27 protein-coding genes are annotated in these 25,855 nt (G+C 68.6%); 19 read left to right on the top strand and 8 right to left on the bottom strand.

Features of this window, described 5'->3' with window-relative positions:
• Positions 1-16: 16 nt before the first annotated feature.
• Complete coding sequence (locus CRP45_RS03055; protein WP_301315351.1) at positions 17-391, bottom strand: NADH-quinone oxidoreductase subunit A; 375 nt, start codon at positions 389-391, stop codon at positions 17-19.
• A gap of 528 nt (positions 392-919) precedes the next feature.
• Positions 920-1,330, bottom strand: coding sequence for an Rv3143 family two-component system response regulator (locus tag CRP45_RS03060; protein WP_097243679.1), 411 nt, complete (start codon positions 1,328-1,330; stop codon positions 920-922).
• Positions 1,331-1,466: 136 nt separating this feature from the next.
• Between CRP45_RS03060 and CRP45_RS03065 the strand changes: the two genes are divergently transcribed.
• From CRP45_RS03065 to CRP45_RS03085, 5 genes are all read left to right on the top strand, one after another.
• Positions 1,467-3,008 carry a hypothetical protein gene (locus tag CRP45_RS03065; protein ID WP_097243680.1) on the top strand — a complete coding sequence of 514 codons (1,542 nt, stop codon included), beginning with the start codon at positions 1,467-1,469 and terminating at the stop codon, positions 3,006-3,008.
• A 3-nt stretch (positions 3,009-3,011) separates the two neighbouring features.
• On the top strand, positions 3,012-3,455 hold the full coding sequence (locus CRP45_RS03070) for a hypothetical protein (protein WP_097243681.1): 444 nt from the start codon (positions 3,012-3,014) through the stop codon (positions 3,453-3,455).
• A gap of 52 nt (positions 3,456-3,507) precedes the next feature.
• Positions 3,508-4,869 (top strand): FHA domain-containing protein, encoded by a 1,362-nt coding sequence (locus tag CRP45_RS03075; protein ID WP_097243682.1) that lies wholly within the window; start codon positions 3,508-3,510, stop codon positions 4,867-4,869.
• Between the two features lie 91 nt (positions 4,870-4,960).
• Positions 4,961-6,151, top strand: a complete 1,191-nt coding sequence (locus CRP45_RS03080) for an NAD(P)/FAD-dependent oxidoreductase (protein WP_097243683.1) — start codon at positions 4,961-4,963, stop codon at positions 6,149-6,151.
• A gap of 10 nt (positions 6,152-6,161) precedes the next feature.
• Positions 6,162-7,103 (top strand): sigma-70 family RNA polymerase sigma factor, encoded by a 942-nt coding sequence (locus CRP45_RS03085; protein WP_097243684.1) that lies wholly within the window; start codon positions 6,162-6,164, stop codon positions 7,101-7,103.
• A 13-nt stretch (positions 7,104-7,116) separates the two neighbouring features.
• On the opposite strand, the gene CRP45_RS03090 is transcribed toward CRP45_RS03085, so the two are convergent.
• Positions 7,117-8,004 (bottom strand): LysR family transcriptional regulator, encoded by an 888-nt coding sequence (locus CRP45_RS03090; protein WP_245909849.1) that lies wholly within the window; start codon positions 8,002-8,004, stop codon positions 7,117-7,119.
• Positions 8,005-8,124: 120 nt separating this feature from the next.
• On the opposite strand from CRP45_RS03090, the gene CRP45_RS03095 reads away from it, so the two are divergent.
• The 5 genes from CRP45_RS03095 to CRP45_RS03115 are packed head-to-tail and all read left to right on the top strand — an operon-like array spanning position 8,125 to position 13,044.
• Complete coding sequence (locus CRP45_RS03095; protein ID WP_097243686.1) at positions 8,125-9,567, top strand: form I ribulose bisphosphate carboxylase large subunit; 1,443 nt, start codon at positions 8,125-8,127, stop codon at positions 9,565-9,567.
• An 11-nt stretch (positions 9,568-9,578) separates the two neighbouring features.
• Positions 9,579-10,001, top strand: a complete 423-nt coding sequence (locus CRP45_RS03100; RefSeq protein ID WP_097243687.1) for a ribulose bisphosphate carboxylase small subunit — start codon at positions 9,579-9,581, stop codon at positions 9,999-10,001.
• Positions 9,991-11,046 (top strand): AAA family ATPase, encoded by a 1,056-nt coding sequence (locus tag CRP45_RS03105; RefSeq protein WP_097243688.1) that lies wholly within the window; start codon positions 9,991-9,993, stop codon positions 11,044-11,046. The genes CRP45_RS03100 and CRP45_RS03105 overlap by 11 nt, the downstream gene beginning before the upstream one ends.
• Before the next feature lie 14 nt (positions 11,047-11,060).
• A complete protein-coding gene (locus CRP45_RS03110; protein WP_067778076.1) occupies positions 11,061-12,152 on the top strand; it encodes a class 1 fructose-bisphosphatase in 1,092 nt (363 codons plus the stop codon).
• A 13-nt stretch (positions 12,153-12,165) separates the two neighbouring features.
• On the top strand, positions 12,166-13,044 hold the full coding sequence (locus CRP45_RS03115; protein WP_097243689.1) for a phosphoribulokinase: 879 nt from the start codon (positions 12,166-12,168) through the stop codon (positions 13,042-13,044).
• A 1-nt stretch (position 13,045) separates the two neighbouring features.
• On the opposite strand, the gene dinB is transcribed toward CRP45_RS03115, so the two are convergent.
• The gene (dinB, locus tag CRP45_RS03120) at positions 13,046-14,308 is read right to left on the bottom strand and encodes a DNA polymerase IV (RefSeq protein WP_097243690.1); all 1,263 of its coding nucleotides are present in this window, start codon (positions 14,306-14,308) and stop codon (positions 13,046-13,048) included.
• A gap of 117 nt (positions 14,309-14,425) precedes the next feature.
• On the opposite strand from dinB, the gene CRP45_RS03125 reads away from it, so the two are divergent.
• From CRP45_RS03125 to CRP45_RS03135, 3 genes are all read left to right on the top strand, one after another.
• Entirely contained in the window at positions 14,426-14,806 is a 381-nt protein-coding gene (locus tag CRP45_RS03125; protein ID WP_255284281.1) for a BlaI/MecI/CopY family transcriptional regulator, read from the top strand.
• Positions 14,803-15,750, top strand: a complete 948-nt coding sequence (locus tag CRP45_RS03130) for a M56 family metallopeptidase (RefSeq protein ID WP_097243691.1) — start codon at positions 14,803-14,805, stop codon at positions 15,748-15,750. The genes CRP45_RS03125 and CRP45_RS03130 overlap by 4 nt, the downstream gene beginning before the upstream one ends.
• 78 nt (positions 15,751-15,828) lie before the next feature.
• Positions 15,829-16,935 (top strand): winged helix DNA-binding domain-containing protein, encoded by a 1,107-nt coding sequence (locus CRP45_RS03135; RefSeq protein ID WP_097244533.1) that lies wholly within the window; start codon positions 15,829-15,831, stop codon positions 16,933-16,935.
• A 91-nt stretch (positions 16,936-17,026) separates the two neighbouring features.
• Here CRP45_RS03135 and CRP45_RS03140 read toward each other — a convergent pair whose 3' ends face one another.
• A complete protein-coding gene (locus CRP45_RS03140) occupies positions 17,027-17,770 on the bottom strand; it encodes a TetR/AcrR family transcriptional regulator (RefSeq protein WP_097243692.1) in 744 nt (247 codons plus the stop codon).
• Positions 17,771-17,863: 93 nt separating this feature from the next.
• Here CRP45_RS03140 and CRP45_RS03145 point away from each other — a divergent pair, with 93 nt between their 5' ends.
• Positions 17,864-18,823 (top strand): ATP-binding cassette domain-containing protein, encoded by a 960-nt coding sequence (locus CRP45_RS03145; RefSeq protein ID WP_097243693.1) that lies wholly within the window; start codon positions 17,864-17,866, stop codon positions 18,821-18,823.
• Positions 18,823-19,641 carry an ABC transporter permease gene (locus tag CRP45_RS03150; RefSeq protein ID WP_067778071.1) on the top strand — a complete coding sequence of 273 codons (819 nt, stop codon included), beginning with the start codon at positions 18,823-18,825 and terminating at the stop codon, positions 19,639-19,641. Before CRP45_RS03145 ends, CRP45_RS03150 begins: the two co-directional genes overlap by 1 nt.
• 50 nt (positions 19,642-19,691) lie before the next feature.
• Here CRP45_RS03150 and CRP45_RS03155 read toward each other — a convergent pair whose 3' ends face one another.
• Positions 19,692-21,116 (bottom strand): MFS transporter, encoded by a 1,425-nt coding sequence (locus tag CRP45_RS03155; RefSeq protein WP_097243694.1) that lies wholly within the window; start codon positions 21,114-21,116, stop codon positions 19,692-19,694.
• 13 nt (positions 21,117-21,129) lie between these two features.
• A complete protein-coding gene (locus CRP45_RS03160) occupies positions 21,130-21,936 on the bottom strand; it encodes an acyl-CoA thioesterase (RefSeq protein WP_097244534.1) in 807 nt (268 codons plus the stop codon).
• 53 nt (positions 21,937-21,989) lie between these two features.
• On the opposite strand from CRP45_RS03160, the gene CRP45_RS03165 reads away from it, so the two are divergent.
• The 4 genes from CRP45_RS03165 to CRP45_RS33640 all read left to right on the top strand — a co-directional run bounded on the left by CRP45_RS03165 (position 21,990) and on the right by CRP45_RS33640 (position 24,642).
• Complete coding sequence (locus CRP45_RS03165; protein WP_097243695.1) at positions 21,990-22,499, top strand: winged helix-turn-helix transcriptional regulator; 510 nt, start codon at positions 21,990-21,992, stop codon at positions 22,497-22,499.
• A gap of 9 nt (positions 22,500-22,508) precedes the next feature.
• Positions 22,509-22,925 carry an NUDIX hydrolase gene (locus tag CRP45_RS03170; RefSeq protein ID WP_084482235.1) on the top strand — a complete coding sequence of 139 codons (417 nt, stop codon included), beginning with the start codon at positions 22,509-22,511 and terminating at the stop codon, positions 22,923-22,925.
• A gap of 341 nt (positions 22,926-23,266) precedes the next feature.
• Positions 23,267-23,983: a hypothetical protein gene (locus tag CRP45_RS33635; RefSeq protein ID WP_179830739.1), complete on the top strand. Its 717-nt coding sequence runs from the start codon at positions 23,267-23,269 to the stop codon at positions 23,981-23,983.
• Between the two features lie 2 nt (positions 23,984-23,985).
• Entirely contained in the window at positions 23,986-24,642 is a 657-nt protein-coding gene (locus CRP45_RS33640; RefSeq protein ID WP_342746978.1) for an HAD family hydrolase, read from the top strand.
• Here the strand turns inward: CRP45_RS33640 and CRP45_RS03185 are convergent.
• Complete coding sequence (locus CRP45_RS03185; protein ID WP_097243698.1) at positions 24,635-25,840, bottom strand: glycosyltransferase; 1,206 nt, start codon at positions 25,838-25,840, stop codon at positions 24,635-24,637. The two genes, CRP45_RS33640 and CRP45_RS03185, sit on opposite strands and share 8 nt — an antisense overlap.
• Between the last annotated feature and the right edge of the window lie 15 nt (positions 25,841-25,855).

Below are 25,855 nucleotides of genomic sequence, written 5' to 3' on the forward strand. Positions count from 1 at the left end.
GAAACCTTGGTGGCGATCAGTCCCAACTGAGTCCGCCGCGGCGCCACTCGTAGGCGTAGGCGACCGAGACGTTGAAGATGAACAGCGCCATCGCGGCGAGACCGAACAGACCCAGCGCGTCGAAGTGCACGGCCCACGGGTAGAGGAACACGATCTCGATGTCGAAGATGATGAACAGCATGGCGGTGAGGTAGTACTTCACCGGAAATCGCTGTCCGCCAGTGTTTCCCGGCCCGCCCGCGACGGCGTGCGGAGTGGGCTCGATGCCGCACTCGTAGGGCTCCAGCTTGGCCCTGTTGTAGCGCTTCGGCCCGATGAGGGCCGCCAAGAGTATGGAAAAGACCGCGAAGGCCGCGGCGACCGCGCCGAGTACCAGGGTCGGCAACTCCATGTTCACGACTGCACTTCCCCTCCTGCGAGCCCCAGGGGCTCCTCTACGGCGGCTGGTGGCAGCTTCCGAGGCGGGCTGACGTCGTTGTCCGCCTTGGCCAGACTCGCCCCATGGCCTCGCTCGGTGGGGCGTGCGCCAGGGAGATCAGACACAGCGGGTCTCATACCCGTGCTCGCGCCCATGTGAGCTACGGCACAGCCTACAACCGATAGGACTGGCCGCCACTCCTTTGCTCCCGGATGTTTGATCGAATTCGGAACTGCGATTTATGACTGATGTGGGGTAATCGCCACCGTCCGTCATGTGACGAACCGGCATGTCGTTCGGGCTGTGATAACGACGTGAAGCTACCGCCGAGTATCTTTGCTACCGATGAGTTGCCCACGATGATCACCCAGTCGTACGGGCCGGTATCGCGCTGCGGCGCGCGCGGAGAGCTATTCGTGACGATTGCTCATCGGTCGCTGGCGAACGCGGATCGACTTCGTGACGCGACCGGACCGTCCAATGATGACGATTAGCTATGAATCAGGCGGCGGTGCGATCGTGCAGCAGCGCGACGACGGCCTCGGTCAGCCGGATCGGATCGATCGGGTGCGCGACGGCGGCTTCGGCCCGCGACCAGGTCGCCAGCCAGGCGTCGTCCGGCCTGCCGGTGAGCACCAGAATCGGTGGGCACTGGTCGATTTCGTCCTTGAGCTGCTTGGCGATGCCGAGTCCGCCCGCGGGTGTCGATTCCCCGTCCAGGATGGCGAGATCGATGCCGCCCTCGTCCATCCGCTCGATGACCACCGGTGCGGTGGCCACCTCGAGGTAGTCGAGTTCGGGTAGCTCGGGGTGCGGGTTTCTGCCCAGCGCCAGCATCACCTGGCGCCGGGTATCGGCGTCGTTGCTGTAGACCAGCACCCGCAGCGGGGTGGAACGAGTCGAGTCGGCCACGCAGGGATGGTACGTCCGCTGCGGTCGGTGGCGTGGCAGGTTGGCGCAGATCGGTGCGCGCGTCGTCGCGCGCGGGTCGCGTGAGTACAAGGTGATCGCAAGCGCCCCATAAGAATTAGCCGGTAGCATCCGGCGAATGCGGGGAGATCTCACCCCGGTCCTCGTCGACACCGACGTATGGACCGACGACATGCTCGACAGGGCCGGGATACCGGTCATCGATAAACCGTTCGTGACGATCGGCAGCGGAATCGGGTCGTTCGCCGCCTTCGACACGCTCCGGATCTACGGAGTGCCCGCGCGTTCGATGGCGGTGCTCGGCCCACAGGACGTGCCGTGGTCCGGCTACGAATATCTGACAAGGGTGTCGCAGATTCCGCGCGGCGAGCGGTTGCGCAGCGATTCCGGCAGCACCCCCGAGAACATCTGGGGCTTCCCGTCGTACGCGGTGCGCGAGGCGATTGCCGACAAGTCGCTGGCGCCGCTGTGGAATGTGCTCACCGAGCCGATTCTCACCAATTACTACACGCCCCGCGCCGGTCAGGCGTTCGCCGCGATGGAGCGCGAGTACCACCGCGTCGACTACGCGGGCTCGCTCTACAAAGGGCAGGTCCGGATGGTACGCAGGCGCCACGGCGGCGGCTATTACACGATCCTGACACCGCCAGACGGTGCGACGCCGACCAAGCGCGTCGCCTTCCGCAGCACCTACGTCCACGTGGCCGTCGGCTATCCGGGGCTGCGATTGCTGCCCGACCTCCAGGCCTATCGCGAGCGCTTCCGCGACCCCACCCGCGTCGTGAACGCGTACGAACCGCACGAACACGTCTATCAGGCGTTGCAGCGAAGACCCGGGACGGTCATGATCCGCGGGGCGGGGATCGTGGCGAGCCGGGTGTTGCAGCGGTTGATCGATGATCGCGACAACCATCGGCTCAACACCCAGATCCTGCATCTGTTTCGCACCTACGTCGCAGGCCCGCACGGACCGAGCGTGTTCATGCGCCGCAAGGGCGCCGACGGCTGGGCCTACCAGGGCTTCAACTGGCCGAAGGGCGCCTGGGGCGGCCAGTTGAAGGCGAAGCTGCGTGGCCTGGAGGGGGAGCAGCGCGCCGCGCTGTACAAGGTCCTCGGCGGCACCAACACTCCGGTGCGCAAGAGCTGGCAGGAGCAGTTGAAGCGCGGCCGCGCCCAGGGCTGGTACCAGGTGATGGCGGGCACCGCACGCGACCTGCGTCCCGCCGAGGGCAGGCCCGGTGTGGTGACGACCATCGATCCGGATCCGCAGGCGCCGTTGCCTTTTCCGCCGCCCACCCAACCGTTCGACACGCACGCCGACTACATCATCGACTGCACCGGGCTCGAGGCCGACATCCGCGAACACCGATTGCTCGCCGATCTGCTCGACCACACCGGCGCCGGACGCAACCCGGTCGGCCGGCTCGACGTGGACCGCACCTTCGAACTGATCGGCACCCGCAGCGGCACGGGACGCATGTACGCCGCGGGCAGCGCGACGCTCGGCGGCTACTACGCGGGCGTCGACTCGTTCCTCGGGCTCCAGTACGCCGCATTGGAAATGGCCGACGACCTCGCCGCGCTCGGCTTCTGCCGACGCCTTGGCCCGCTGCGCTCGGCGCGGCAGTGGTGGCTGTGGGTCAACGACAAGAAGATCTGAGCGATGACTCCCACTCTGAACGGGCGAATCCAGACCCGTGTTCTCGTGCTCGGCGCGCTCGGTCTGCTGGTCGCGTTGTTCATCACGCCGCTGCTGCCGACGGGTTCGCTCTCGCTCGGCCAGTCCTATCGGGTGACGCTGTCGGTGCTGCTCGCGGTGATTCTGGTCGGCCTGCTCTGGGAGCTGCTGTACCACTTCCTCCAGCAATTCCGATGGGAGAAGGACTGGCCGACGCTGTTCGGTTTGCTGACGATGGTGAACGAGGGGCTGCTGATGTGGCTGCTGCTGCGTACCACCACCATCGTGCTGCCCGAGCAGCTGCGGCCCTCGGCGGTGGCGTTCCTGATCCACTTCGTGGTCACCTGGATCGTGTTCTGGCTCTTCGTGAACGGGCCGATCCGGCTGTTCTTCCACCGCTGGCGGTACAACGGAGGCAGGTTCCTGTGAGCGGGGCGGTGTGCCGTCCGCGCCGGGGCGGGCGCCGCGAAGGAGGACGGCGGTGACGGATCCGCGGGTCGAGGTGCTGCCGGGCACGCACCTGGTGGCGTGCCACGGCGGGGTGGTCCTCGTGGTGGCCAACCGGGACGACGAGACGGCGACCGAGGACACCGCCGCGGGCGCCGCCCTGCTCGCGCTGCGCGACCTGGTGGACGAGGCGGCGGCCAAGGAGCAGAAGCGCACCGGGCGCATGTTCGCACGCCTTGCCACGACCTGGCTGATGGGTCTCGACGACGAGGACGCCGTCGAGTTCGGTGTGCTCACACCGGCCGCTGGCGGGCTCGCGGTGTTCCTGCACGGCCGGGTGAGCGCGGTGCTGGCCGGTGCGGACCGCTCGGAGGTGCTGCGCGGCAGCGACGCCGGTTTCACCGTCGACCGGGTGGTGATCCCGGCGCCCGCGATCGGTGCCGGACTGTTCGTGGACGAGGCGGATCAGGAGTTCGAGCTGCCGGGGATTCGCGGCGTGTGCACGTTGGCAGACGGTGCCGTTCCCGGGTCGGGCGCGGTGCTCTGGTACGGGCGGCCGGTGCCGAAAGTGGCCGTGGTGAAGGGTGATACGCCTGCGGCGCGAGGCGGGCACGACCGACGGCAGACCGGGAATCGTCCGGTTGCCGCGCAGCCGACCGCGGAGATCGACCTCCAGGAGACGTTGGCGCCGAGCGCGCCGGTCGACGACGAGACCGCGGTTCCGCGGACCCTCAGCCCGGAACCGGATCGACGCGTTTCCGAACCTGTCGACGGTGGACACGGACGCGCGAGTTCGCGGCGCGACACCGGACCGGAGCACACGCTCGGCCGCCCTCCGTCGCGCCCGATCGACAGTGAACGTGCGGCATCCGGGCCGGGCCGCGCGTCCGAACCGGCGGTGCCGGGTGGTGCGGACCCGCGGCGGGTGATCGTCAAGGGCTACAAGTGCGCGCGTCAGCACCACAACGATCCGCGGGTGTCGTTCTGCGCGGTCTGCGGCATCCGCATGGATCAGCTCACCTGCGTTCTCACCGACGGCGAGCGCCCGCCGCTCGGCCTGCTGCTGCTCGACGACGGCACCTCCTACATCCTCGACGCCGACTGCGTCCTCGGCCGCGAACCCGACCATTCGGAGGCGGCGCGGCGCGGCGCCCGGCCGATCCGCGTGGACGATGCTTCCGGCGGTATGTCCCGCACCCATGCCGAGATCCGTCTGAAGGATTGGGATGTCACCGTCGTCGACAGCGGCTCGGCCAACGGCACCCACATCCGCCAACCGGGTCACCAGGACTGGACCCGCGCTCTCCCCGGCCACCCGGTGATCCTGCAACCCGGCGCGCAAATCCTCCTCGGCGGCCGCACCGCCACCTTCGACTCCCAGCACGGTCAGCTGTAAAGCAACGGGTGATCCACGTCACCGTTCGCTGCTGTCAGGAATTCGGCGGCTGTCTCGTTCAGAGAACACGCGAACCAGACAGGAGCGAACCATGAAGCACCGCATCGTCGTTCTCGGGGCCGGATACGCCGGAGCCTTCTCCGCCGGATACCTGGCCCGTCAACTGCACTCCGACGACTTCGAGATCACCGTGGTCAACGCCGAACCCGATTTCGTCGAGCGGCTGCGCAACCATCAGCTCGCCGCCGGTCAGGAGCTGCGTCATCGGCCGCTGGCGGAGGTGTTCGCGGGCACCGGCATCCGGCTGCGGGTGGCGCGGGTGACCGACGTCGACGTCGAGCATCGGACTGTCACGGTCTCCGATGGTGCGGGCATCGACCGGCTCGGATACGACACCCTCCTCTACACGCTCGGCAGCACCGCTGCCGACCACCGTGTTCCCGGCGTCGACGAGTACGCCTTCCATGTGGCCACGCGGCCGTCCGCGCTGCGTCTGCGCGCACGCCTGGATGAGCTGGGCGAGGGCGGGCACGTGCTGGTGGTCGGCGGCAATCTGACCGCGATCGAGGCGGCCACCGAGATCGCCGAATCCCGTCCCGGTCTTCGGGTCGGCCTCGTCACCCGCGGCGAGCTGGGCGGCTGGCTGGGTCCGAAGGCCCGTCGCCATCTGCTGCGTGCCTTCGACCGGTTCGATATCACCGTCCACGAGCACACCGCTGTCGAGCGCGTCGAGGCGAGTGCGGCGATCTCGGCCGATGGCACCGTTTTCGCCGCCGACGCGACGGTGTGGGCCGCAGGCTTCGCCGTCCACCCGATCGCCGCCGCCAGCGGCCTCGCTGTGCAGCCCAACGGCCAGATCACCGTCGACCGCCAGATGCGGTCGGTCTCGCACCCGGATGTCTATGTCGCCGGCGACAGCGTCTTCGTCATCGGCGAGAACGGACTGCCGTTGCCGATGTCGTGCGCTTCGGCGGGATTCACCAGCCAGCAGGCGACGGCCGCGATCATCGGCGACCGGACCGGGCGCAAGATCAAGGCGACCTCGCTGGCGTACGTCGGCAACCACATCAGCCTCGGCCGCAAGGACGCGATCTTCCAGCTGGTCGACGGTGACGCGCGGGCGAAATCGGGGGCGCTGTGTGGCCGGACGGCGGCGCGCGTCAAGTCGGCGATCCTCACCACCGCCGCCTGGACCCTGAGTCACCCGACCTTCGGAAGGCCGAATCATCGGTACCGCTTGGCCACCACCCGAGAGCCCTCGTTCGATGTGGTCGCCGCCTAGAGTCGGATTCATGGACACTGCCACCGTGGCGCGTTTCGAGGCCAGCCGGAATCGGCTGGCCTCGCTCGCCTACCGTCTGCTCGGCTCGGCCGCCGACGCCGAGGACACGGTGCAGGACGCGTTCCTGCGGTGGCAGGCCGCCGACCGGGAGTACGTCGAGGTGCCGGAGGCCTGGCTGACCAAGATCGTCACCAACCTGGCGCTCGACCGCCTCCGTTCGGCGAAGGTGCGGCGCGAACGCGCGGTCGGCACCTGGATGCCCGAACCGCTCCTCGACGGCGACCCGATGCTAGGCCCGGCCGACACCGTCGAGCAGCGCGAATCGGTGACCCTGGCGGTGCTGACGCTGATGGAGCGTCTGTCGCCGGTCGAACGGGCCGTCTACGTGCTGCGCGAGGCGTTCGCGTACAGCCACGGCGAGATAGCCGAGATTCTCGGCATCACCGAGTCGGGGAGTCAGCAACACGCCCACCGAGCCCGGCGTCGAATCGCCGCCGCCCGCAACGGAACCGATATCGACCGTGCCTCCGCGCGGCGAATCGTCGAGGCGTTCGTCGATGCCGCCTCCTCGGGTAGGACCGAACGGCTGGTCGCGCTGTTGACCGACGACGCGACCGGCATCTCCGACGGCGCCGGGCTCGGGCTCGCCGGGAAGCTGATCCGGTACTCGACCCCGGAGCGGATCGCCGCCGCGATGCGAGCCGGCTTCAAACCGACTCCGGCCAAACGCAGACTCGCCGGTGGCTCGCCCTCGATCCATGCCGCCGTGGTCAACGGCTGCCCGGCCATGCTCGCCACGCTCGACGACCGCGTCCTCGGCGTCGTAGTCCTGGAGATCCGCGACGACAAGATCGCGGGCCTGCGCGGCATCGCCGCGCAGGATCGACTCGGTCGCATCGGCGAGGAATGGCGGCGGCAGGAACACGATGCCCCGCTGATCGAATCGTGGTGAACCGGCTGTCCGGCTACGAGAACGTCGTCGGCGTGTGAAAGGCGTCTTCGCCCACCTCGGCAGGGTCCATGATGTGGGTGAGGAACAGGCGCGTGGTGGGGGTGGGGGTGCGGGTGGTGATGGCGTGCCAGGCGCGGTCCAGGGGCGTACCGTCCACCGGGAGGACGCGCAGCGCTCCGGTTTCGACGTGGTGTTCGACCGCGTCGTTGTGAATCAGGGTGACGCCCAAGCCTTCTCGGGCTGCCGCGAGCACCGCGCCGTGCGAGCCGAGGGTGAGGGTGGGCGGCGAGATCTGGAGTTGGTCGAGCAGGGCGAGGGTGGCGTCGCGGGTGCCGGAGCCGCGCCCGCGCAGTAGCCAGGTCGAGCGCAATGGGTCGCGGCAGCGGTCGGGTGCGCCGACGACGACGAGCTGGCTGGCGCGCCGGGCGCGGGTGACCAGGCCCGCGTCGCGCGGCGGGCGGCCCGCGATGACGAGATCCGTTTCGTGGTGCAGCAATTCGACGAACAGCACGTCGCGCGGATGGATGGACAGACTCAGCTCGATATCCGGATAGCGGTTGCGGAACTTGGCCAGCGGGCGCAGCAGCACGGACTCGCCCGCGGTGGCCACCACGCCGATGCGCAAGCGTCCGATCTCGGCCTGCCGCACGGCGGCTTGGGCCTCGTTCATCAGCCCGAGGATGCTGCGGCAGTATTCGGCGTAGACGCGCCCCGCCTCGGTGAGCGCGATGCCGCGCCCCGCCTTCGCTATGAGCTTGGCGCCCAACTGTTTCTCGATGTGAGCCACCGCGGCCGATACCGCCGCCTCGGTGACGTGCAGCTGGGTCGCCGCGCGCCGGATGCTGCCCTGGCGGGCGACGATCAGGAATGTTTCCATCCGCGCCGCACTCACCATACCCATCCACCGACGGTAGCAAACCCAAAGAAAAGGTTGAGGATTACCAGAAACATTCAAATTGTTTGTGGTCGGTGGCCCCGTCATCCTGGAATTCGCAACGCCCACAACGCTCCAGGAGGAACGATGGCCGAAGAGATCGAACGGGATCGGTGGGATCCGGGCGTTCAGTCCTACGCGTCGATGGGGTATTACGCCCCGGACTATCGACCGTCGGACACCGATGTGCTCGCCGTCTTCCGGGTGACACCGCAGCGTGGCGTGGATCCGATCGAGGCGGCGGCCGCGGTGGCGGGCGAATCGTCCACGGCCACTTGGACTGTGGTGTGGACCGACCGGCTCACAGCGCACACGAAGTATCAGGCGAAGTGCTACCGGATCGACGAGGTTCCCGGCAGGCAGGGGGAGTACTTCGCCTACATCGCCTACGACATCGATTTGTTCGAGGAGGGTTCGATCACGAATCTGACGTCCTCGGTCATCGGCAATGTGTTCGGATTCAAGCCGCTGCTCGCGCTGCGCCTGGAGGACATGCGCATTCCGGTCGCGTATGTCAAGACCTTCCAGGGTCCGCCGCACGGCACGGTGATGGAACGCGAATATCTCAACAAATACGGAAGGCCGTTGCTCGGTGCGACGGTGAAGCCCAAATTGGGGCTCTCCGCGCGCAATTACGGCCGGGTGGTCTACGAGGCGTGCAGGGGCGGGCTGGATTTCACCAAGGACGACGAGAACATCAACTCCCAGCCGTTCATGCGCTGGCGCGACCGGTATCTGTTCGCCATGGAGGGCGTGAACCGCGCCATGTGCGAGACCGGCGAGATCAAGGGCCACTACCTCAACGTCACCGCGGCAACCATGGAGCAGATGTACGAACGCGCGGAGTTCGCCAAGGAACTCGGCAGCGTGGTCATCATGATGGACCTGACCGTCGGCTACACCGCGATGCAGTCCATGTCGCACTGGGCGCGGCGCAACGGGGTGCTGCTGCACCTGCACCGGGCGGGCCACGCCACCTTCACCCGCCAGAAGACGCACGGCGTCAGCTTCCGCGTGCTTGCCAAGTGGTGCAGGCTCATCGGCGTCGATCATCTGCACGCTGGCACCGTGGTCGGCAAGCTGGAGGGCGACCCGGCGACGACCAAGGGGTTCTACGACACGTTGCGGGAGAACCACATTCGCACCGAGCCGCGCAACGGCATCTTCTTCGATCAGGAGTGGGCCAGCCTGCCCGGTGTGATGCCGGTGGCCTCCGGTGGTATTCACGCCGGCCAGATGCATCAGCTGCTCGACCTGTTCGGTGACGACGTGATCTTGCAGTTCGGCGGCGGCACCATCGGCCATCCGCTGGGCATCGCGGCGGGCGCCGAGGCCAACCGGGTGGCGCTGGAAGCGGTGGTCAAGGCGCGCAACGAGGGCCGCGATCTGCTGAAGGAAGGCCCGGACGTGCTGCGCAAGGCGGCCGAGATCTGCCGACCGCTCGATGTCGCGCTGGCGACCTGGGGCGATGTCACCTTCGACTACACCTCCACCGACGCACCCGACGCGGTGCCGACGGCCAGCGTTTGAAAGGCGTTCGCATGTATTTGCGTCACGGAACCTTCTCGTATCTGCCGGATCTCACCGATGTCGAGATCGCCGCGCAAGTGCGCTACGCGCTGCTGAACGGGTGGCCGGTGTCGATCGAGTACACCGACGACCCGCACCCGCGCAACGCGTACTGGGAGATGTGGGGTCTGCCGCTGTTCGATCTGGACGAGCCCGACGGCGTGCTCGCCGAGATCGACGCGTGCCGGGCGACCTTCCCTCGGCACTACATTCGGGTGCTCGCCTACAACGCGAGCTACACCAAGCAGACCACGGCGCTGAGCTTCCTTGTGCAGCGTCCGGCGGACGAGCCGGGCTTCACCCTGACCCGCACCGAGGGCCCCGACCGCGTGCAGACCTACGGCCTGCACGCCTACGCCGCCGATCGCCCACGGGGACAGCGGTATGCCGGCTGATCGGAACGGCTCCGGTTTCCGCCTGCACCGGCCGGGTGTCGACGACCCCCGGCCGGTCGCGTCCGTGCCCGAGCCGGAGGCGCCCGTCCTCGGGCCGGACGCGACGCTGGATCTGTCGACCGACATCGCGGGCAACGATGTCGAGGACACGCTGAGCAGGCTGGACGCCGAACTGGTCGGCCTGGCCAATGTGAAGCTGCGGGTGCGCGAGATCGCCGCGCTGCTGCTGATCGACCGGGCGCGGCAGCGGTTCGGTCTGGACGCCTCGCGACCCACCATGCACATGAGCTTCACCGGCGGCCCCGGCACCGGCAAGACGACGGTGGCGCTGCGCATGGCCGAGATGCTGCACGCGCTCGGCTACATTCGAAAGCCCAAGGTGCACACCGTGACCCGCGACGATCTGGTGGGTCAGTTCATCGGGCACACCGCGCCCAAGACCAAGGAGGCGCTGGCCAAGGCGGCGGGCGGGGTGCTGTTCATCGACGAGGCCTACTACCTGTTCCGGCCGGAGAACGAGCGCGACTACGGGCAGGAGGTCATCGAGATCCTGCTCCAGGAGATGGAGAGCGAACGCGGCAGCCTGGTGGTGATCTTCGCGGGCTATCCGGATCGGATGGAGCGGTTCTTCTCCGCCAATCCGGGTCTGTCGTCGCGGGTCGCGCATCACCTCGAGTTCGTCGACTACACCCACGCCGAGCTGGTGGCCATCGCCGAGCTGATGGTGGCGCGGGAGAACTTCCGTTTCGATCCGGCCGCGGCAGCGGCGTTCGCGGAGTATCTGGAGCTGCGGATGACCCGCCCGCGCTTCTCCAACGCCCGCAGCGTCCGCAACGCGCTGGACCGGTGCCGGCTGCGCCAGGCCAAGCGCCTTGTGGAGCTGCGGCGACCGCTGACGAGGAACGATCTGATCACGCTGACCGACCGGGATGTCTACGGCAGCAGCGTGTTCACCGACAGCGGTGCGCGCGACGGGGCAGCGGAGCGCCGCGCGTCGAGCACCACCGAGCAGCCGGACGGGCCGACCGCGAGGGCCCCCGCATGACCGATTGAGACGCGATGCCAGAAGGACTGAAGACCCTCACCCGCTACACGATCGAGGAGGAACACCGGCACCCCGGTTCGTCCGGTGAGTTCTCCGCCCTGGTGAACGTCGTCGCGACCGCGACGAAGATCATCGCCAACCAGGTGACCCGTGGCGCGATCGTCGGGTCGCTCGGCGCCTCCGAACCGGACAACCTCCCGCCCACCGTGCACCGCAAGCTCGATGCCATCACCAACGACATCATGGTCGCGGAAACCCAATGGACCGGCCATCTTTCGGCGCTGCTTTCCGAGCAGATGCCGCAGATCCACCCGGTGCCGGACACGCACCGGCGCGGGAAGTACCTGCTGGCGTTCGATCCGCTGGACGGTTCCAGCAATATCGACGTGAACCTGCCAGTCGGCACGATCTTCAGCGTGCTGCGCGCGCCGGAGCGGGTGTGGGGACGGCAAGGCGGCGAGCCGACGGCGGCGGACTTCCTCCAAGCCGGCGCCGAGCAGGTGTGCGCGGGCTTCACCCTCTACGGTCCGGCCACCATGCTGGTGCTGACCACCGGCCGCGGCGTGGACGGGTTCACCCTGGACCGCGAGATCGGCGCGTTCGTGCTCACCCACCCGCGCATGCGAATCCCCGAGGACACCGCGGGTTTCGCCATCAACGCCGCGAACGAGCGGTTCTGGGAACGCCCCGTGCGGCGCTACGTGCACGAATGCCTGGATGGGGTCGACGGGCCGCGCGGGCGCGACTTCAACATGCGCTGGGTGGCCTCGCTGGTGGCCGACACCTTTCACATCCTCACTCGCGGCGGGGTCTACCTGTACCCGCACGACACCCGCCCGCCCGCACGGCCAGGGCGGGTCGCCTTGCTGTACGGGGCGAGTCCGATCGCGTTCATCGTCGAGCAGGCGGGCGGCGCGGCGACCACCGGCGTGGAGCGGGTGCTCCAGGTGACCCCCGACGACGTGCACCAGCGGGTGCCGTTGATCTTCGGTTCCCGCAACGAGGTCGAGCGCATCGAGCGATACCACCGCGAGCCGGACGAAGGGCCAAGCTTCGACAGCTCGCTGTTCGGCAACCGGTCGCTGTTCCGTTCGGCCGGTCGCTAAGTCAGGAGAGGCCATGTCGGTCAAACATCCCGTGGTCGCGATCACCGGTTCGTCCGGTGCGGGCACGACCAGCGTCACCAGGACCTTTCAGGAGATCTTCCGCCGCGAGGGGATCAACGCGGCGATCGTGGAGGGCGATTCCTTCCACCGCTTCGACCGCAACGAGATGAAGCTGGCGATGGCCGAGGCCGAGCAGAACCGCAATGTGCGGTTCTCGCATTTCGGCGAGGAAGCGAATCTGCTGAAGGAGCTCGAGTCGCTGTTCCGCGACTACGGCGAGACCGGCGTCGGCACCGTGCGCCGTTACCTGCACGACGATGCCGAGGCCAAGCCGTACGGTCAGCCGCCGGGCACCTTCACCCCGTGGGAAGAGCTCGCTCCCGGCAGCGATCTGCTGTTCTACGAGGGGCTGCACGGCGCCGCGGTCACCTCGACGGTGGACGTCGCGCAGTACACCGACCTGCTCGTCGGGGTGGTGCCGATCATCAATCTGGAGTGGATCCAAAAGGTCATCCGCGACAAGACCCAGCGCGGCTACTCCAGCGAGGCCGTGATCGACACCATCCTGCGTCGCATGCCGGACTACGTGACCTACATCTGCCCGCAGTTCTCCCGCACCTACGTCAACTTTCAGCGGGTGCCCACCGTAGACACCTCGAATCCGTTCACCGCCCGCACCATTCCGACCGCCGACGAGAGCTTCGTGGTGATCCGTTTCGCCGATCCGAAGGTCATCGATTTTCCGTATCTCCTGTCGATGCTGCACGATTCGTTCATGTCGCGGCCGAACTGCATCGTGGTGCCCGGCGGGAAGATGGAGTTGGCGATGCAGCTGATCTTCACGCCGTTGATCTTGCGGTTGATGGACAAGCGGCCCAAGCGAAGTCGCTGATTCAGTCCGGTAGCAGCGGCACCGAAAGACCCTCGCCGCGGTTGATCAGCGCCGCGCGGGTGACGGCGGCCGAGCCGAAGCGAGAACGCAGATCGTCCAGGGTGGCGTCGAGGGTGTTGGTGGCGCGTGCCTCCAGCGGCAGGGTGAGCTGGACCGCGTCCGCGTCGTCGAGGTTGGTCAGCGCGAGGCCGATCAGGGTGAGGCCGCGCTCCTCGATCATCGGCATCGCGTGGGCGAGCAATTGCCGCGCGGTGCGTAGCAGGGTGTCGGTGTGGTCGGTGGCCTCGGGCAGCGTGCGGGATCGGGTGGCGCGGCTGAAATCGTCGAAACGCATGCGCAGCACGACCGTTCGGCAGACCCGGTCGGCGGTGCGCAGCCTGCGGCCGAGGCGGTCGGTGAGCCCGTGCAGGTAGGCCTCGATCTCGTCGGCGGGGCGGGCGCGGCGGCCGAGGGCCCGTTGTGCGCCGATGGAGCGACGGCGGCGACCGGTCTCCACCCGACGCGGATCCCTCGCCATCGACAGCGCGTACAAGTGGCGGGCGGCCGCGGGACCGAGGAAGCCGCGCAGCGCGTTCTCGCCGAGATCGGCCAGCTGCCCGATCCTGGTGACGCCGTGCTCGTGCAGCGTGCGGGCGGTGACATCGCCGACGCCCCACAGCCTTTCGACCGGAAGCGGATGCAGGAAGTCGAGCTCGGCCGACGGCGGCACCAAGCGCAGTCCGTCGGGCTTGGCGACCGCGCTGGCGACCTTGGCGAGGAACTTCGTGCGCGCGATGCCGACCGAGATCGGCAGACCCACTTCGTCGCGCACTCGTGCCCGCAGCCGCTGGGCGATGTCGAGCGGCTGGCCCGCGATCCGGCGCAATCCGCCGACGTCGAGGAATGCCTCGTCGATCGAGATGCCTTCGACCACCGGCGTGGTGTCGCGGAAGACCTCGAACACCGCCTTGCTCGCCTCGGAATAGGCGCTCATGCGCGGGGGCACCACGATCGCGTTCGGGCACAGCCGCCGCGCTTGGGCGCCGTTCATCGGGGTGCGCACGCCGAACGCCTTGGCCTCGTAGGACGCCGCGAGGACGACCCCGCCGCCCACGATCACCGGCTTGCCGCGCAATCGTGGATCGTCGCGCTGTTCGACCGAGGCGTAGAAGGAGTCCAGGTCGGCGTGCAGGATCGAGGCCTCGGCGCGCGCCTCGATGCGCGGGCGTTCCCGGCCGCGCGGTGGCGCGACGACGGGGGAGACGCGGCGATCGGACACGAACATATGTTCGCATACGCGGCGGCGATCCGCATCGATCTACGGTTCGACTCCGTAGACGGGGCCGATTCTCGGTACTCTTTGCGCGACAGTAGATCGGACGACGATGAGGGAGTCGGTACGGTGCGTGGATTCGGAGACCTGGAGGCGGTGATCATGGACCGCATCTGGGACAGAGACGCGGAGTTCACGACGGTACGGGAGATTTTCGAGGAACTCTCCGCCGAGCGCGGCATCGCGTACACCACGGTGATGTCCACCATGGACAACCTGCACCGCAAAGGATGGCTGGCGCGGGAGCGGGCGGGCAAGGCCTACCGGTACTGGCCGACGCTGACCCGCGAGGAGCACAGTGCCCGGCTGATGCTCGAGGCACTCGGCTCCGGCGGTCGCTCCGATCTGGTGCTCAGCCATTTCGTGGACCGGATCAGCGCCGAGGAGTCGGCGGGTCTGCGTGCGGCGCTGCGACGACTGACCACGCGCAGAACTCCCGAGGCCCCGTGAACGTCGCGCTGTGCCTGATGGCCTACGGCAGCACCGTCGCGGTCTTCGGACCGCCGGTGCTGCACCGGCTCACCCGCCGCGGCGTCGCGCCGCGGCTGGGGGTGCTGGCCTGGCTGGTCGCCATCGCCGGTGCGCTCGGCGCCTGGGTGCTCGCGGCCGGCCTGCTGGTCGTCGAGTTCGCCACCTATTGGCGGCATCCGAGCGAGGCGCTGCGCGCCTGCTATTCGGTGCTGTCCTTCCCGCTGCACATGCACGGCTGGGCCGCCCAGCTCGCCACCTATTCGTTGGCGGCGGTGCTCGCCTCCGGTGTCGCCGCGGTGTCGTTGCAGGCCGCGCGGGTCGCGCTGCGTCTGCGCCGCCGTACGTTCGCGCACGGGCGCGCCGTGCGGATGGTCGGCCGTGAGTTGCCCGGTGTCGGCGCGGTCGTGCTGGATTCGCCGGAGCCGCAAGCCTATTGCGTCGCGGGCCGGCCCGAGACCATCGTCGTCACCAGCGCCGCGCTCGACGCGCTGACCCGCGACCAGCTGGCCGCGGTGCTCGCCCACGAACACGCCCACCTGCGCGGCCGCCACGCCGCGCTCACCGCCACGCTGCGCGCGATGGCGACCACCCTGCCCGGACTGCGGCTGCTCACCGAGGGCAGCGTGGAGATCGGCAGGCTGCTCGAGATGTGCGCCGACGATCGCGCGGCCCGCGTCCACGGCCGCGAACCCCTGCTCGGCGGGCTGCTCGCCCTGGTCGGCGCCGGCGCCCCGCTGCCGGTGGGCGCGCTCGGCGCGGCGGGAACCGCGGTATTGGCCCGCGCCGAACGACTCGTCGACCCGGTGCGCGGCGTGCACCGCGCGACCAACCGCACCGCGCTGCTCGGCGTCATCGCGGCCACCGTCATCGGGCTGTTCGAGATCGCCGTCGGAATCCTGTTCTGCAGCACGATGATCAACTGACCGAGTCCGCACGTGGCGCGCTTGTCGGAGCCTCGGTGTAGCGTGCGGCACGATCATCGGCTGACACAGGAGGATCGGGTGCGCGTCACCTGGGATCAGGTTTTCGCCTGGCGGCTCGCCCGCCACCATGTCGCGCGGCCCACCGCGGCGTCCGTGCCCGAGCTCGTCGGTCGCCTGTGCGGCGTACAAGCGCAGGTCACCTCCGCGGCGGAAACGGCGGTCGCGCTGCGCAGCGCCGAGCCCGAGGACGGGGCGGTGGTGGCCGCGCTGGCGAACGGCTCGCTGATCAAGACCTGGGCCATGCGCGGCACCCTGCACGCCATGACGCCCGCGGGCGCCGCCGCCGTGCTTCCGCTCATCGCGTCCGCCCGCACCTGGGAGAAGCCTTCGTGGCAGCGCACTTTCGGTGCGACGCCCGCGGAGGTCGCCGCGCTGACCGAGGCGGTGGGCGGGATTCTGGCCGACGCCGAACTCACCCGTGAAGAGCTGGTCGAGGCGCTGCTCGCCGACCGGGCCTTCCACAAGCTGGGGGAGGAGCTGCGCTCGGGCTGGGGCGCGCTGCTCAAGCCGCTGGCCTGGCAAGGCGCGCTCTGTCACGGACCTGCGCGCGGCAACAAAGTCACCTTCACCAGTCCGGCGCGACTCGTCGCGGACTGGCCGGGGCTCGCCGAGCCCGAGGTCGCCGCGCCCGCCGCGATCACCGCCTACCTCGGCGCCTACGGCCCCGCCGCACCGGAGACCTTCGACGCCTGGCTCAGTCGCAACAGCCTCCGCAAGACCACCGTGCGAGGCTGGTTCGCCGAGCTGGGCGACGCGCTGACGAAGGTGGAGGTCGAGGGCCGAACGGGCTACCTCCGCACCGAACACGCCGACGAACTCGCCGCGACCGAGCCGACCCCGTCGGTGCATCTGCTCGGTCCCTTCGACCAGTACGTCCTCGGCCCTGGCACCGGAGACACCGAACTGCTGCCGAAAGCCCACCGCGCACTCGTGAGCAAGACCGCGGGCTGGATCGCCCCAATCGTCGTGGTGGACGGCCGAATCGCGGGCACCTGGGAACTCGACGGAACCGAAATCCGCATCAGCATGTTCGACAGCGCACCGCTCCCGAAGAACCTCGACGAGGCCGCCGACCGCGTTTCCCGCGCGGCCGGTCTGGACGCGGTAACGGTGCGGGCGGCCTGAGGGCAGGCAGCCACACGGTCAGTCGTCGCTAGGACCCGCTCGGGTTCCCTGGTCGGTTCGCCCCGGGCAAACCGAAACCGCTGACGATCGCCTACCCGCGCTTGGCGACGAAGACTTCCAATCCGTCGAGGATGCGCTCGAGGCCGAAGTCGAAGTGGTCGAAGGAGGAGTCGAAGGCCGATGCGGAGAGTGACGCCATGACGGGGTAGTTGCCGGTGGCCATGGCCTTTTCGAGAGCGGGGGATTGCGCTTCCCAGAATTCGGCGTCGGTCATGCCCGTGGTGCGTTCGGCCTCCTCCGCGAACATCTGGGTGCGGGCGACGCCCCAGACGTAGCCGGAGATCATCACCAGGACCGAGATCAGTTCGGGGTCGGAAAGGCCCATCGGCTTGATCCCGCCGACGAGGTGTTCCATGCCCGCCAGGGCGCCGGGGCCGAGGACCGGTCGAGTCTGGTTGACCTGGATCAGCCAGGGATGACGGCGGTACATCTCGAGCATCTCGTACGCGTACTCCCGCAGCATCGCGCGCCAGCCGTCCGGCGGGGCCGCGGTCTCCTGCGGTTGCTGCACCCGGTCGAGCATCAGGTCGAGCAGTTCGGCCTTGCCGGGCAGGTACCGGTACAGCGACATCGTTCCGGTGCCCAATTCGGTGGCGACCCGCCGCATGGTGACCGCGGCCAAGCCTTCCGCATCGGCCACGCGTATCGCGGCCTCGACGATCCGGTCCAGTGTCAGCGTGGGTTTGGGCCCGCGACTCGGCCGGTGGCCGGTGTCCCAGAGCAGGTCGAGTGTGCGCGCGAGGTCACCGCTGCCGCTGGTCTCGGTGGTCGTCATGACTTCAGATTAAACGCTTGGCGCAGAACTGGGTACGTTGTACTCTAATTTGGGTACAACGTACCCAGTTAAGGGTTCGACAGGGAGGATGCGGTGAACGACTACGCGGTGCGGGCCGAGGGCTTGCGCAAGAGATACGGGGACAAGCACGCGCTCGACGGCTTCGAGCTCACCGTGCGACGCGGCACGGTGCACGGCCTGCTCGGCCCGAACGGCGCGGGCAAGACGACCGCCGTGCGCATCTTGTCCACCCTGATCCGGCTCGACGACGGCCACGCGACGGTGGCCGGACTCGACGTCGTGCGGCAACCAAGGGAGGTCAGGGCGCGCATCGGGCTGACGGGCCAGTACGCCGCCGTCGACGAGGTGCTCACCGGACGGCAGAACCTCGAGATGTTCGGCAGGCTGTTCCATCTCGGCGGGCGCAGGGCAAAGCAGCGGGCCGACGAACTGCTCGAGCGCTTCGATCTCGTCGACGCCGCCGACCGCGGCGTCGGCAAGTACAGCGGCGGCATGCGCCGCAGGCTGGATCTGGCCGCCTCGATGATCCTGGCCCCGGACGTGCTGTTCCTGGACGAGCCGACCACCGGACTGGATCCGCGCAGCCGTGGCGAGGTGTGGGAGTCGGTGCGCGCGTTGGTCGCCGACGGCACAACCGTGCTGCTCACCACGCAGTACCTGGAGGAGGCCGACCGGCTCGCCTCCCGGATCACGGTCATCGATCAGGGGCGCGCGATCGCCGACGACACCCCGGACGGTCTGAAGAACACCGTGGGCGGCGACCTGATCGAGGTGGTCGCCACGGAGGCGGCCGATCTGCCGCTGGTGGCCAAGGTGGTCGCCAGGGTCTGCACCGGCGAGCCCGACACCGACGACGCCGAGCGCCGGGTGTACGCGCCGGTGACCGACCGCGTCGCCGCGCTCACCGACGTGGCGCGCACCCTGCAGGACGAGGGCATCGCGGTCGAGGACATCGGCCTGCGTCGGCCGAGCCTCGACGACGTGTTCCTGCAGCTGACCGGACACCGCACGACCGCAGAGGAGGCCGCCTGATGACCACCATCGATCTGGTGCAGACCCGCTCCCGCGCCTACTGGGCGCTCGCCGACTGCTGGAATGTGGTGCGGCGCGGGCTGACTCACTATCAGCGTCAGCCGGTGAACATCGCATGGCAGCTCGGTTTCCCGATCCTGTCGGTGCTGCTCTACGGCTACGTCTTCGGCAGCGCCATGACGGTGCCCGGCGGCGGCGACTACCGAGACTTCCTGATGCCTGGCATGTTCGCGATGACGATGGCGTTCGGCTTCATCAACACCGCGACACTCGTCGTCTACGACGCCACCAACGGCGTCATCGACCGATTCCGCTCCATGCCGATGTCGCCTTCGGCGGTGGTCTCGGGACGCGGCGTCACCGATCTGATCGTGGCCTGCGCCGAGCTGACCATCCTGATGATCACCGCCTATGCGATCGGCTGGCGGCCGGACGGCGGAATCCTCGGCGCGGCAGCCTCGTTCGCGCTGCTGCTGTGGCTGCGGTTCGCCCTGATCTGGCTCGGCGTCTGGCTCGGGCTGATCGTGCCGAACCCGGAGGCGGCGGGCGGGCTGTTCGCCGTCGCGTTCCCGCTGACGATGATCTCCAGCATCTTCGTCGCCCCGCAGCTGATGCCGAACTGGCTCGGGCACATCGCGGCGTGGAATCCGATCTCCTCGACCGTGGCCGCCACCCGCGAACTGTTCGGAACGCCGGTGGGCAGCGGTGATTCGTGGATCGAACAGCACGCGGTGCTGATGGCGGTGGTGTGGCCGGTGGTGCTGACGGCGATCTTCCTGCCGCTCGCGGTGCGCCGCTTCCAGCGACTGAGCCGCTGACGAAAACGTTCGCTGCCCGGCATTTCGGAGTGCCGGGCAGCGAACGTTCGCTACGGCCGTGCCGTTTCGAGCACGGGAGCGTCCGGCACCGGACGCGGCATCTTGGCGCCGAGTCCGACGAGACCCGCGGCGAGCGCGATCCCAGCCACGACGTACCACCCGCGACGGAAGGCGTCCAGAGGCGCGAGCGGGTCGTCCGGCGAGCCGAGGACCGCGACGAGGACGGCGACACCGACGGCCAATCCGATCTGGCGCGCCATGCTCAACACCGCCGACCCGGTGGCGAACCGTTGCGGCGGTATGCCGGCGGTGCCCGCCGCGAACGCGGTCGGCAGCGTCAGGCCGACGCCGAGGCCGCTGACGACCATGCCGGGAAGCAGACCAACGGGATAGTCCGGCGCGAGCTCGATCGCGCGCGCCCACCACACCATGCCAGCGGCGAAAGCCACACCGCCCGCGGCGATCACAGGACCCGCGCCGACGCGCACGATCAGCCTGCCCGCCAGGACCGCGACGATCGGCACCACCAGCGGCCCCGGCGCGATGGCGAGCCCGGTGCGCAGCGCCGACCACCCCCACACGTTCTGCGCCCACAGCACCACCGACAGCAGCATGCCCGCGAACGCCACCTGGAACAGCACCGAATTGGCCGCCATCAGCGCGAAATTCGGGGCGCGCAACAACCCGGCGTCGACGACCGGACTGCGGTGGCGCGCCGAGGAAACGGCGAAGGCGACACCGAACGTCACCGCAGCGGCGAAAACGCCGAGCACCTGCGGCGATGCCCATCCCCATTCCTCGCCCTGCACCAGTCCGAGCACCAGCGCGGCGATCGCCCCGACCAACGCGACCGCGCCGAACAGATCCGGCAGCGCGCCACCGTCGCCGCGCGGATCGGGCAACCTGCGCAGACCGGCGGCGAGGGCGACGAGCCCGATCGGTACGTTCACCAGAAACACCCAGCGCCAATCGATCTCGACGAGCAACCCGCCGACGACCGGACCAAGCGCCGCGCCGAGTCCGCCGAACGCCACCCACAGACGCACCGCCGTTGCCCGCCGCTCGGGCGGTGTCGCCGCGAGCACCAGGCCGAGCGACGAGGGCGTGAGCATGGCCCCGCCGACCGCCTGCAACACCCGAAAAGCCACCAGCGAGGCCACATTCCACGCGGCCGCGCACGCCGCGGAACCGAGCACGAACACGGCCAAGCCGAGCAGGAAGGTGGTCCGATTGCTGCCGCGGTCGCCCAGACGTCCCGCGGGCACCAGCAACGCCGCGAACACGATGGCGTAGGCATTCAGGACCCAGGACAGTCCGGCGAGTTCGGCACCGCCGAACTCACGCGCCATATCCGGCAGCGCCACGTTGACGATGAACAGATCCAGGCTCGACAGCAGGACGCCGACCGACACGATGCCGAGCACGAGCCGCGGATCGACTGCGGGCCGATCCGATGCGGGCGCAATGATTTTCACAGGTTCCTCCGCTTCAGCCGAGAACTCGGCGGGTCTGCCTGGCCGAGACCAGCAGCCGCCCGGTCGGGTCCCAGATGTCGATGTCGTCGACCGACCAGCCGCCGCCGGTGCCGGTGTTCGCGGCGCGCACCAACACCGGCTGCCCGGCGGGCGAGGCGAAGTCGGTGTGCAGGTGCATCGAGAACGCGACCGTCGGGACGGCGATCGGAGCGGACAGGGTGGGGAAGATGCCGGGCGGCAGCGCGTCGGCCAGGATCGCGAGGGTGGCCGCATCGATGATCATCGGCGGATTCATGGCGATCCACGCGCACATCCACGCCTGCGCCGCGCCGGTCAACGGCAGCGGTCCTGCGGCGGGCCGAATCTCGAAATGCGCTCCGACGGGGACGATTTCGGGCGGCAATCGGAACGCCGCACAGGCATCGGACGCGGCGACCTCGGGAGCGGGACGTTCGGTACGGTCCGGTACCGAGCTCGGCGCGGTGCGGCCGAGCGTGATCGAGGCGGCGGCGACCTCGCCCGATTCCTGGCGCGCGACCACGTCGACGATCGCGGTACTCCGCCCGAGCGGCCGCACGGTGGCCGAGAAGGTGAATACGCCGTCGACGGGCCTGCCGAGGAAACGCAGATCGACGGCGCGCACCGGAAGTTCGTCGCCGCCCGCGCGTCGAGCCACCTCGACGAGCAGTGCGGCGATCACTCCGCCGTGCGGTCCGGTCCAGCCCCGCCATGTTCGATCCACCCGGGCCTGCCAGGAGCCGGGGCCGGTCGCGCCGAGCGCGAACTCCTCGGCGGGCGACCGGTCAGTGAGTTGCTTCATGAAACGCACCATAGGGTAGTGAGTTCTTTGAAGCAACCAACTAGGCTGTCCGCATGCGCAGGACGAGCTTCGAGGACATGAACTGCTCGCTGGCCCAGTGTCTGGAGGTGGTTGGCGAATGGTGGACGCTGCTGATCGTGCGCGACGCCCTGTTCGGCGTGACCCGCTTCGACGACTTCCGCGCCAGGCTCGGCATCGCACGCAATGTGCTGACCCAACGCCTCGAGCACCTGGTGGCCAACGAGATCCTGGAAAAGGTTCCGTACCAGGAGAATCCGCCGCGGCACGACTACCGGCTCACGCCGAAGGGGCGTTCGCTGTGGCTGGTCGTCACCGCGATGCGGCAGTGGGGCGACGAATGGGCCGCTCCGGACGGCCCGCCGCTGGAAACGGTGCACACCACCTGCGGCCATCGGACGACGATCGAACCGGTGTGCTCGGAGTGCGGCGAGCGCGTCAAGGGGCGTGAACTGCGGCCGGTGTACGGTCCCGGCGCCCGCGACAAGAGCTTGATCCCGGCCGCGCTGGCCCAGGACGCGGCCCGCAGCGCGCCGCCGCGATAGGCTGCGCGCGTGACGGACGCGCGGGTGGAGACGGTAATCGATACGGTCGCGTGGGTGCGCATCGAAGACGGTCGCATCCTGTGCGCGCGACCGCGCGGCAAGGACATCTTCTACATTCCCGGCGGCAAAAGAGAAGGCGCGGAGACGGATCTGCAGACGCTGCTGCGCGAGATCCAGGAGGAGCTCACCGTCGCGCTGGTGCCCGAAACCGCCAGGCACGTCGGCACCTACGAGGCGGCGGTGCACGGACCGGCCGACGGCGTGACCGTCCGCATGAGCTGCTACACCGCCGACTATCGCGGCACGCTCACCGCCAGCAGTGAGATCGACGAGATGGCCTGGTTCGGCTACGCCGATCGAGATTCCGTGCCACCTGTCGACCAGTTGCTCTTCGACGATCTCGCCGCGGCCGGTCTGCTGCGCTGAAGCCCGCCCTCGGTGTAACCGAGGCCAGTGCGCGACGACTTCCTCCACCAGGCCGCGTCGCGGCACGGACGCAGATCTGAATTCCGTTGTGCCCGTGTCGGAATCCGCCACAAGCGATTATCGTGATCATAATTGTCGTCGCCACCTTGGCTGGCCGTGCGGGGGTTTGTGGTGCTACTGGAAGCGGCCGCGGTGGGCGTCGGGTCCGGATTGTTGCTCGCGCTCGGGCACTATCGCCAGGCCGAGAAGGAAGTCAGCTCCGACGGCGACCGCTATCTGACACTCGGCCGCGGCGGCCGTGTTCCGTATCCGTTCATGTTCCGCTGGCTGGTTCCCCGACTGTGTCGCGACTCGATGGTCAGGTGGCAGTTGTGCACCAACCTGCACCTGTTTTTCTGCCGGTCATCGCATCCCTCTACATCGCTCATTGGGAGTCGTCACCCGCCCGGGTGATCGTTGGATCGCTGTTGATCTGCGGGTTTCCGGGAATCTGGTACAACAACATTCGCCGCCCGGTGCTCGTCGACCCGACGGCGCTGACTTGGGCGCTCGGCTCGGCGGTATTGAGCCTCGCGGGATGGTGGTTCGCAGCGCTGATCGTCGCGCTGATCGCCGCCTGTATGAAGGAGACCGCGCCGGTGTTCGCGGCGGCGTTCTGCCTGAATCCGTTGTTGCTCATCGGGGTGGCGGCCCCGGTGGTACGAAGGGCGACTGCGAAGGCGGGACCCGATACGCACAATTCGAAGGCGCTGGCGGACCCTCTCGGGTCAGCACGGAAGGCACACGCCGAGCACGTCTTCGATCCCCGAGTGATGCTCCTACCCTGGGGCGCCGGGATGCTGGCGGTATTCGTCACCGACCCCGTGATCGCGCTGTTGCTCGTCCTATCGCTCTTGTTGGGGTATGGGCAGTTGGTCGTTGCGGTCAACACGGCCCGCCTCTATCAATGGGCGGCACCCGCGGTTGCCCTCGCCGCCGCGTCGGTGATCCCGCCTGGGTGGGCGGCCGCGGTATTGACGGCGCACTTGTTCAACCCGCTCGCCGGCAACGGGAGGTGAAGGTGATCAAGGCCGTGCTCCTCGATGTCGGTGGCGTCCTCCTGCTGCCCGGACCCGAGTTGGTGCGTCCAGCGCTACCGATTCCGCCGCCATCGGTCGCCGTCCTCGACCGTGCGCACTATCGCGCCCTCGCAGTCGCCCACGCGACGCCGGCCCCCGACTGGGAAACCTACTTCCGCGTCTATGCCGCGAGTTGCGGGGTGGACGAGATGCTCGTGCCGCGCGCCGCGGCAGGACTACGGGCCGCATTCGCCCAGCAGGTCTGGACCCGGATCGTGCCTGGCGCCGCGGTGCTGCTGCGCAGGCTGCGCTCGGCCGGGATGCGAATCGCCTTGGTATCCAACGCCGATGGTCATCTCGAAGGTCATCTCCGCGCGCTCGGCCTGTGCCGGGTCGGCGTAGAGGTCGACGCGATCTTGGACTCGGCGATCGTGGGAAGTGCGAAGCCCGACCCGACGTTGTTCGTTCTGGCGCTGGCGGAGCTCGGGGTCGACGCCAACCAAGCAGTGCACGTGGGTGACACCGTCGGTGCCGACGTCGCAGGCGCGCTCGCTGCCGGAATCCGTCCGCTGCACTATGTGCCCTACGGCGACTGCGATGTGGCGTCCCCCGCTCACGAGCACCTCCGCTGGCTGTCCGATCTGCTCACCATCAGCTGAACGAGGGAAGCAACCTCATATCGGCCGACATCCTGCCGAGCGCGCGGTCCAACAGACGCACCGACGGCTCGATGGTGAACGATGCGCGCGCGATCGCGGCCGCCGCTTCCATGACCTCGTTCGTGGACTCCGCATCGCGGAGACAACGGCGCATGACCGCGAGGGCGGCCTCGGTGTTCGGTTGCACGAATTCGACATGTCCGCAGACTTGGCCGTCCGGCCCTGAGACGGGAGCTCTTCTGCTCTCCGCGGGAACGATCAGGTCGCCGAGACCGAGCCGGCGCATGACCTCGCCGCTGCCCGCGAAGTCGACGACCACCGGAACACACCCGCTGAGCACCGCCTCGACGATGGTCGTACTACCCGCCTCCATCATCGAAGGCACGAGCAGAAACGACGACTCACGATACAGTCCGGCCAGATCCTTCTGGTGGAGCACGCCTGACACCGTGATTCGATCCGTCAAGCCGTTGCGCACGGCGTATTCGGTGATGAGCGACTCGGCATTGCCCGATCCGCACAGGCGAAGCTCGGCCGCTTCGGCGAGCGGCTCCCCGGCCGAGCGGGCGGCGGCGACGAGCTCGCACGACCAAAGGAAATTCTTGTGCAGCGCATTCGGCACGGCGCACCGCGAAACGTGCAGCCACGGCCCTTCTCCCGTCCACGCGCGCTGCCTGGGCCTGAACACCTCGGCGCTTGGTCCGTGGTAGGCCACCACAACTTTCGCGAGGTCCGCGGGCGACAGCACCGCCGAGAGTTGGCCGCGGACATACTCTGTCGGGACCACGACGGCATCGAAGCTCGCGCCCATTCGCTGGATCGCTTCCACGACGTCGCGATCGAACGCGGCCGCCTCGTCAGCGTCCGCCAGACCCGGAACCCCTGCGCCGCGCATCGTGAACTGCGCTCGGAAACGGCGCTCGTCCGCAGCATGGTTGTAGGACGCGACCGCCGGTAGGTTCCGCTCGCGTGCCACCGCGGCTGCGACATCGAAGACGTACCCGTCACGCGTACCAACGGCGAGCACGAGCGTCTCGTTGTACATCTCACTTGTCATCAGGTGCTCCGCGATGGCGCCCGCCATGCCAGGGCCGTGGATCGGTTTGAAGGTGAACAGCCGATCGGCCACCTCGGTCACGACGCCACCGAGTCGAAATTCCTTGTTGTGGACGTGCCAGCCGCCGGTTGCGTCCCCCATGCAGTGCACGACCAC

Source organism: Nocardia amikacinitolerans, from assembly GCF_900215415.1.
Lineage (GTDB): Bacteria > Actinomycetota > Actinomycetes > Mycobacteriales > Mycobacteriaceae > Nocardia > Nocardia amikacinitolerans.

Excerpts from the sequence above, each read along its gene's own strand:
- CRP45_RS03055 (WP_301315351.1), bottom strand. The coding sequence starts at position 391 with ATGGAGTTGCCGACCCTGGTACTCGGCGCGGTCGCCGCGGCCTTCGCG.
- CRP45_RS03065 (WP_097243680.1), top strand. The coding sequence starts at position 1,467 with ATGCGGGGAGATCTCACCCCGGTCCTCGTCGACACCGACGTATGGACC.
- CRP45_RS03070 (WP_097243681.1), top strand. The coding sequence starts at position 3,012 with ATGACTCCCACTCTGAACGGGCGAATCCAGACCCGTGTTCTCGTGCTC.
- CRP45_RS03080 (WP_097243683.1), top strand. The coding sequence starts at position 4,961 with ATGAAGCACCGCATCGTCGTTCTCGGGGCCGGATACGCCGGAGCCTTC.
- CRP45_RS03085 (WP_097243684.1), top strand. The coding sequence starts at position 6,162 with ATGGACACTGCCACCGTGGCGCGTTTCGAGGCCAGCCGGAATCGGCTG.
- CRP45_RS03090 (WP_245909849.1), bottom strand. The coding sequence starts at position 8,004 with ATGGGTATGGTGAGTGCGGCGCGGATGGAAACATTCCTGATCGTCGCC.
- CRP45_RS03095 (WP_097243686.1), top strand. The coding sequence starts at position 8,125 with ATGGCCGAAGAGATCGAACGGGATCGGTGGGATCCGGGCGTTCAGTCC.
- CRP45_RS03100 (WP_097243687.1), top strand. The coding sequence starts at position 9,579 with ATGTATTTGCGTCACGGAACCTTCTCGTATCTGCCGGATCTCACCGAT.
- CRP45_RS03105 (WP_097243688.1), top strand. The coding sequence starts at position 9,991 with ATGCCGGCTGATCGGAACGGCTCCGGTTTCCGCCTGCACCGGCCGGGT.
- CRP45_RS03110 (WP_067778076.1), top strand. The coding sequence starts at position 11,061 with ATGCCAGAAGGACTGAAGACCCTCACCCGCTACACGATCGAGGAGGAA.
- CRP45_RS03115 (WP_097243689.1), top strand. The coding sequence starts at position 12,166 with ATGTCGGTCAAACATCCCGTGGTCGCGATCACCGGTTCGTCCGGTGCG.
- dinB (WP_097243690.1), bottom strand. The coding sequence starts at position 14,308 with ATGTTCGTGTCCGATCGCCGCGTCTCCCCCGTCGTCGCGCCACCGCGC.
- CRP45_RS03140 (WP_097243692.1), bottom strand. The coding sequence starts at position 17,770 with ATGACGACCACCGAGACCAGCGGCAGCGGTGACCTCGCGCGCACACTC.
- CRP45_RS03150 (WP_067778071.1), top strand. The coding sequence starts at position 18,823 with ATGACCACCATCGATCTGGTGCAGACCCGCTCCCGCGCCTACTGGGCG.
- CRP45_RS03160 (WP_097244534.1), bottom strand. The coding sequence starts at position 21,936 with ATGAAGCAACTCACTGACCGGTCGCCCGCCGAGGAGTTCGCGCTCGGC.
- CRP45_RS03165 (WP_097243695.1), top strand. The coding sequence starts at position 21,990 with ATGCGCAGGACGAGCTTCGAGGACATGAACTGCTCGCTGGCCCAGTGT.
- CRP45_RS03185 (WP_097243698.1), bottom strand. The coding sequence starts at position 25,840 with ATGGGGGACGCAACCGGCGGCTGGCACGTCCACAACAAGGAATTTCGA.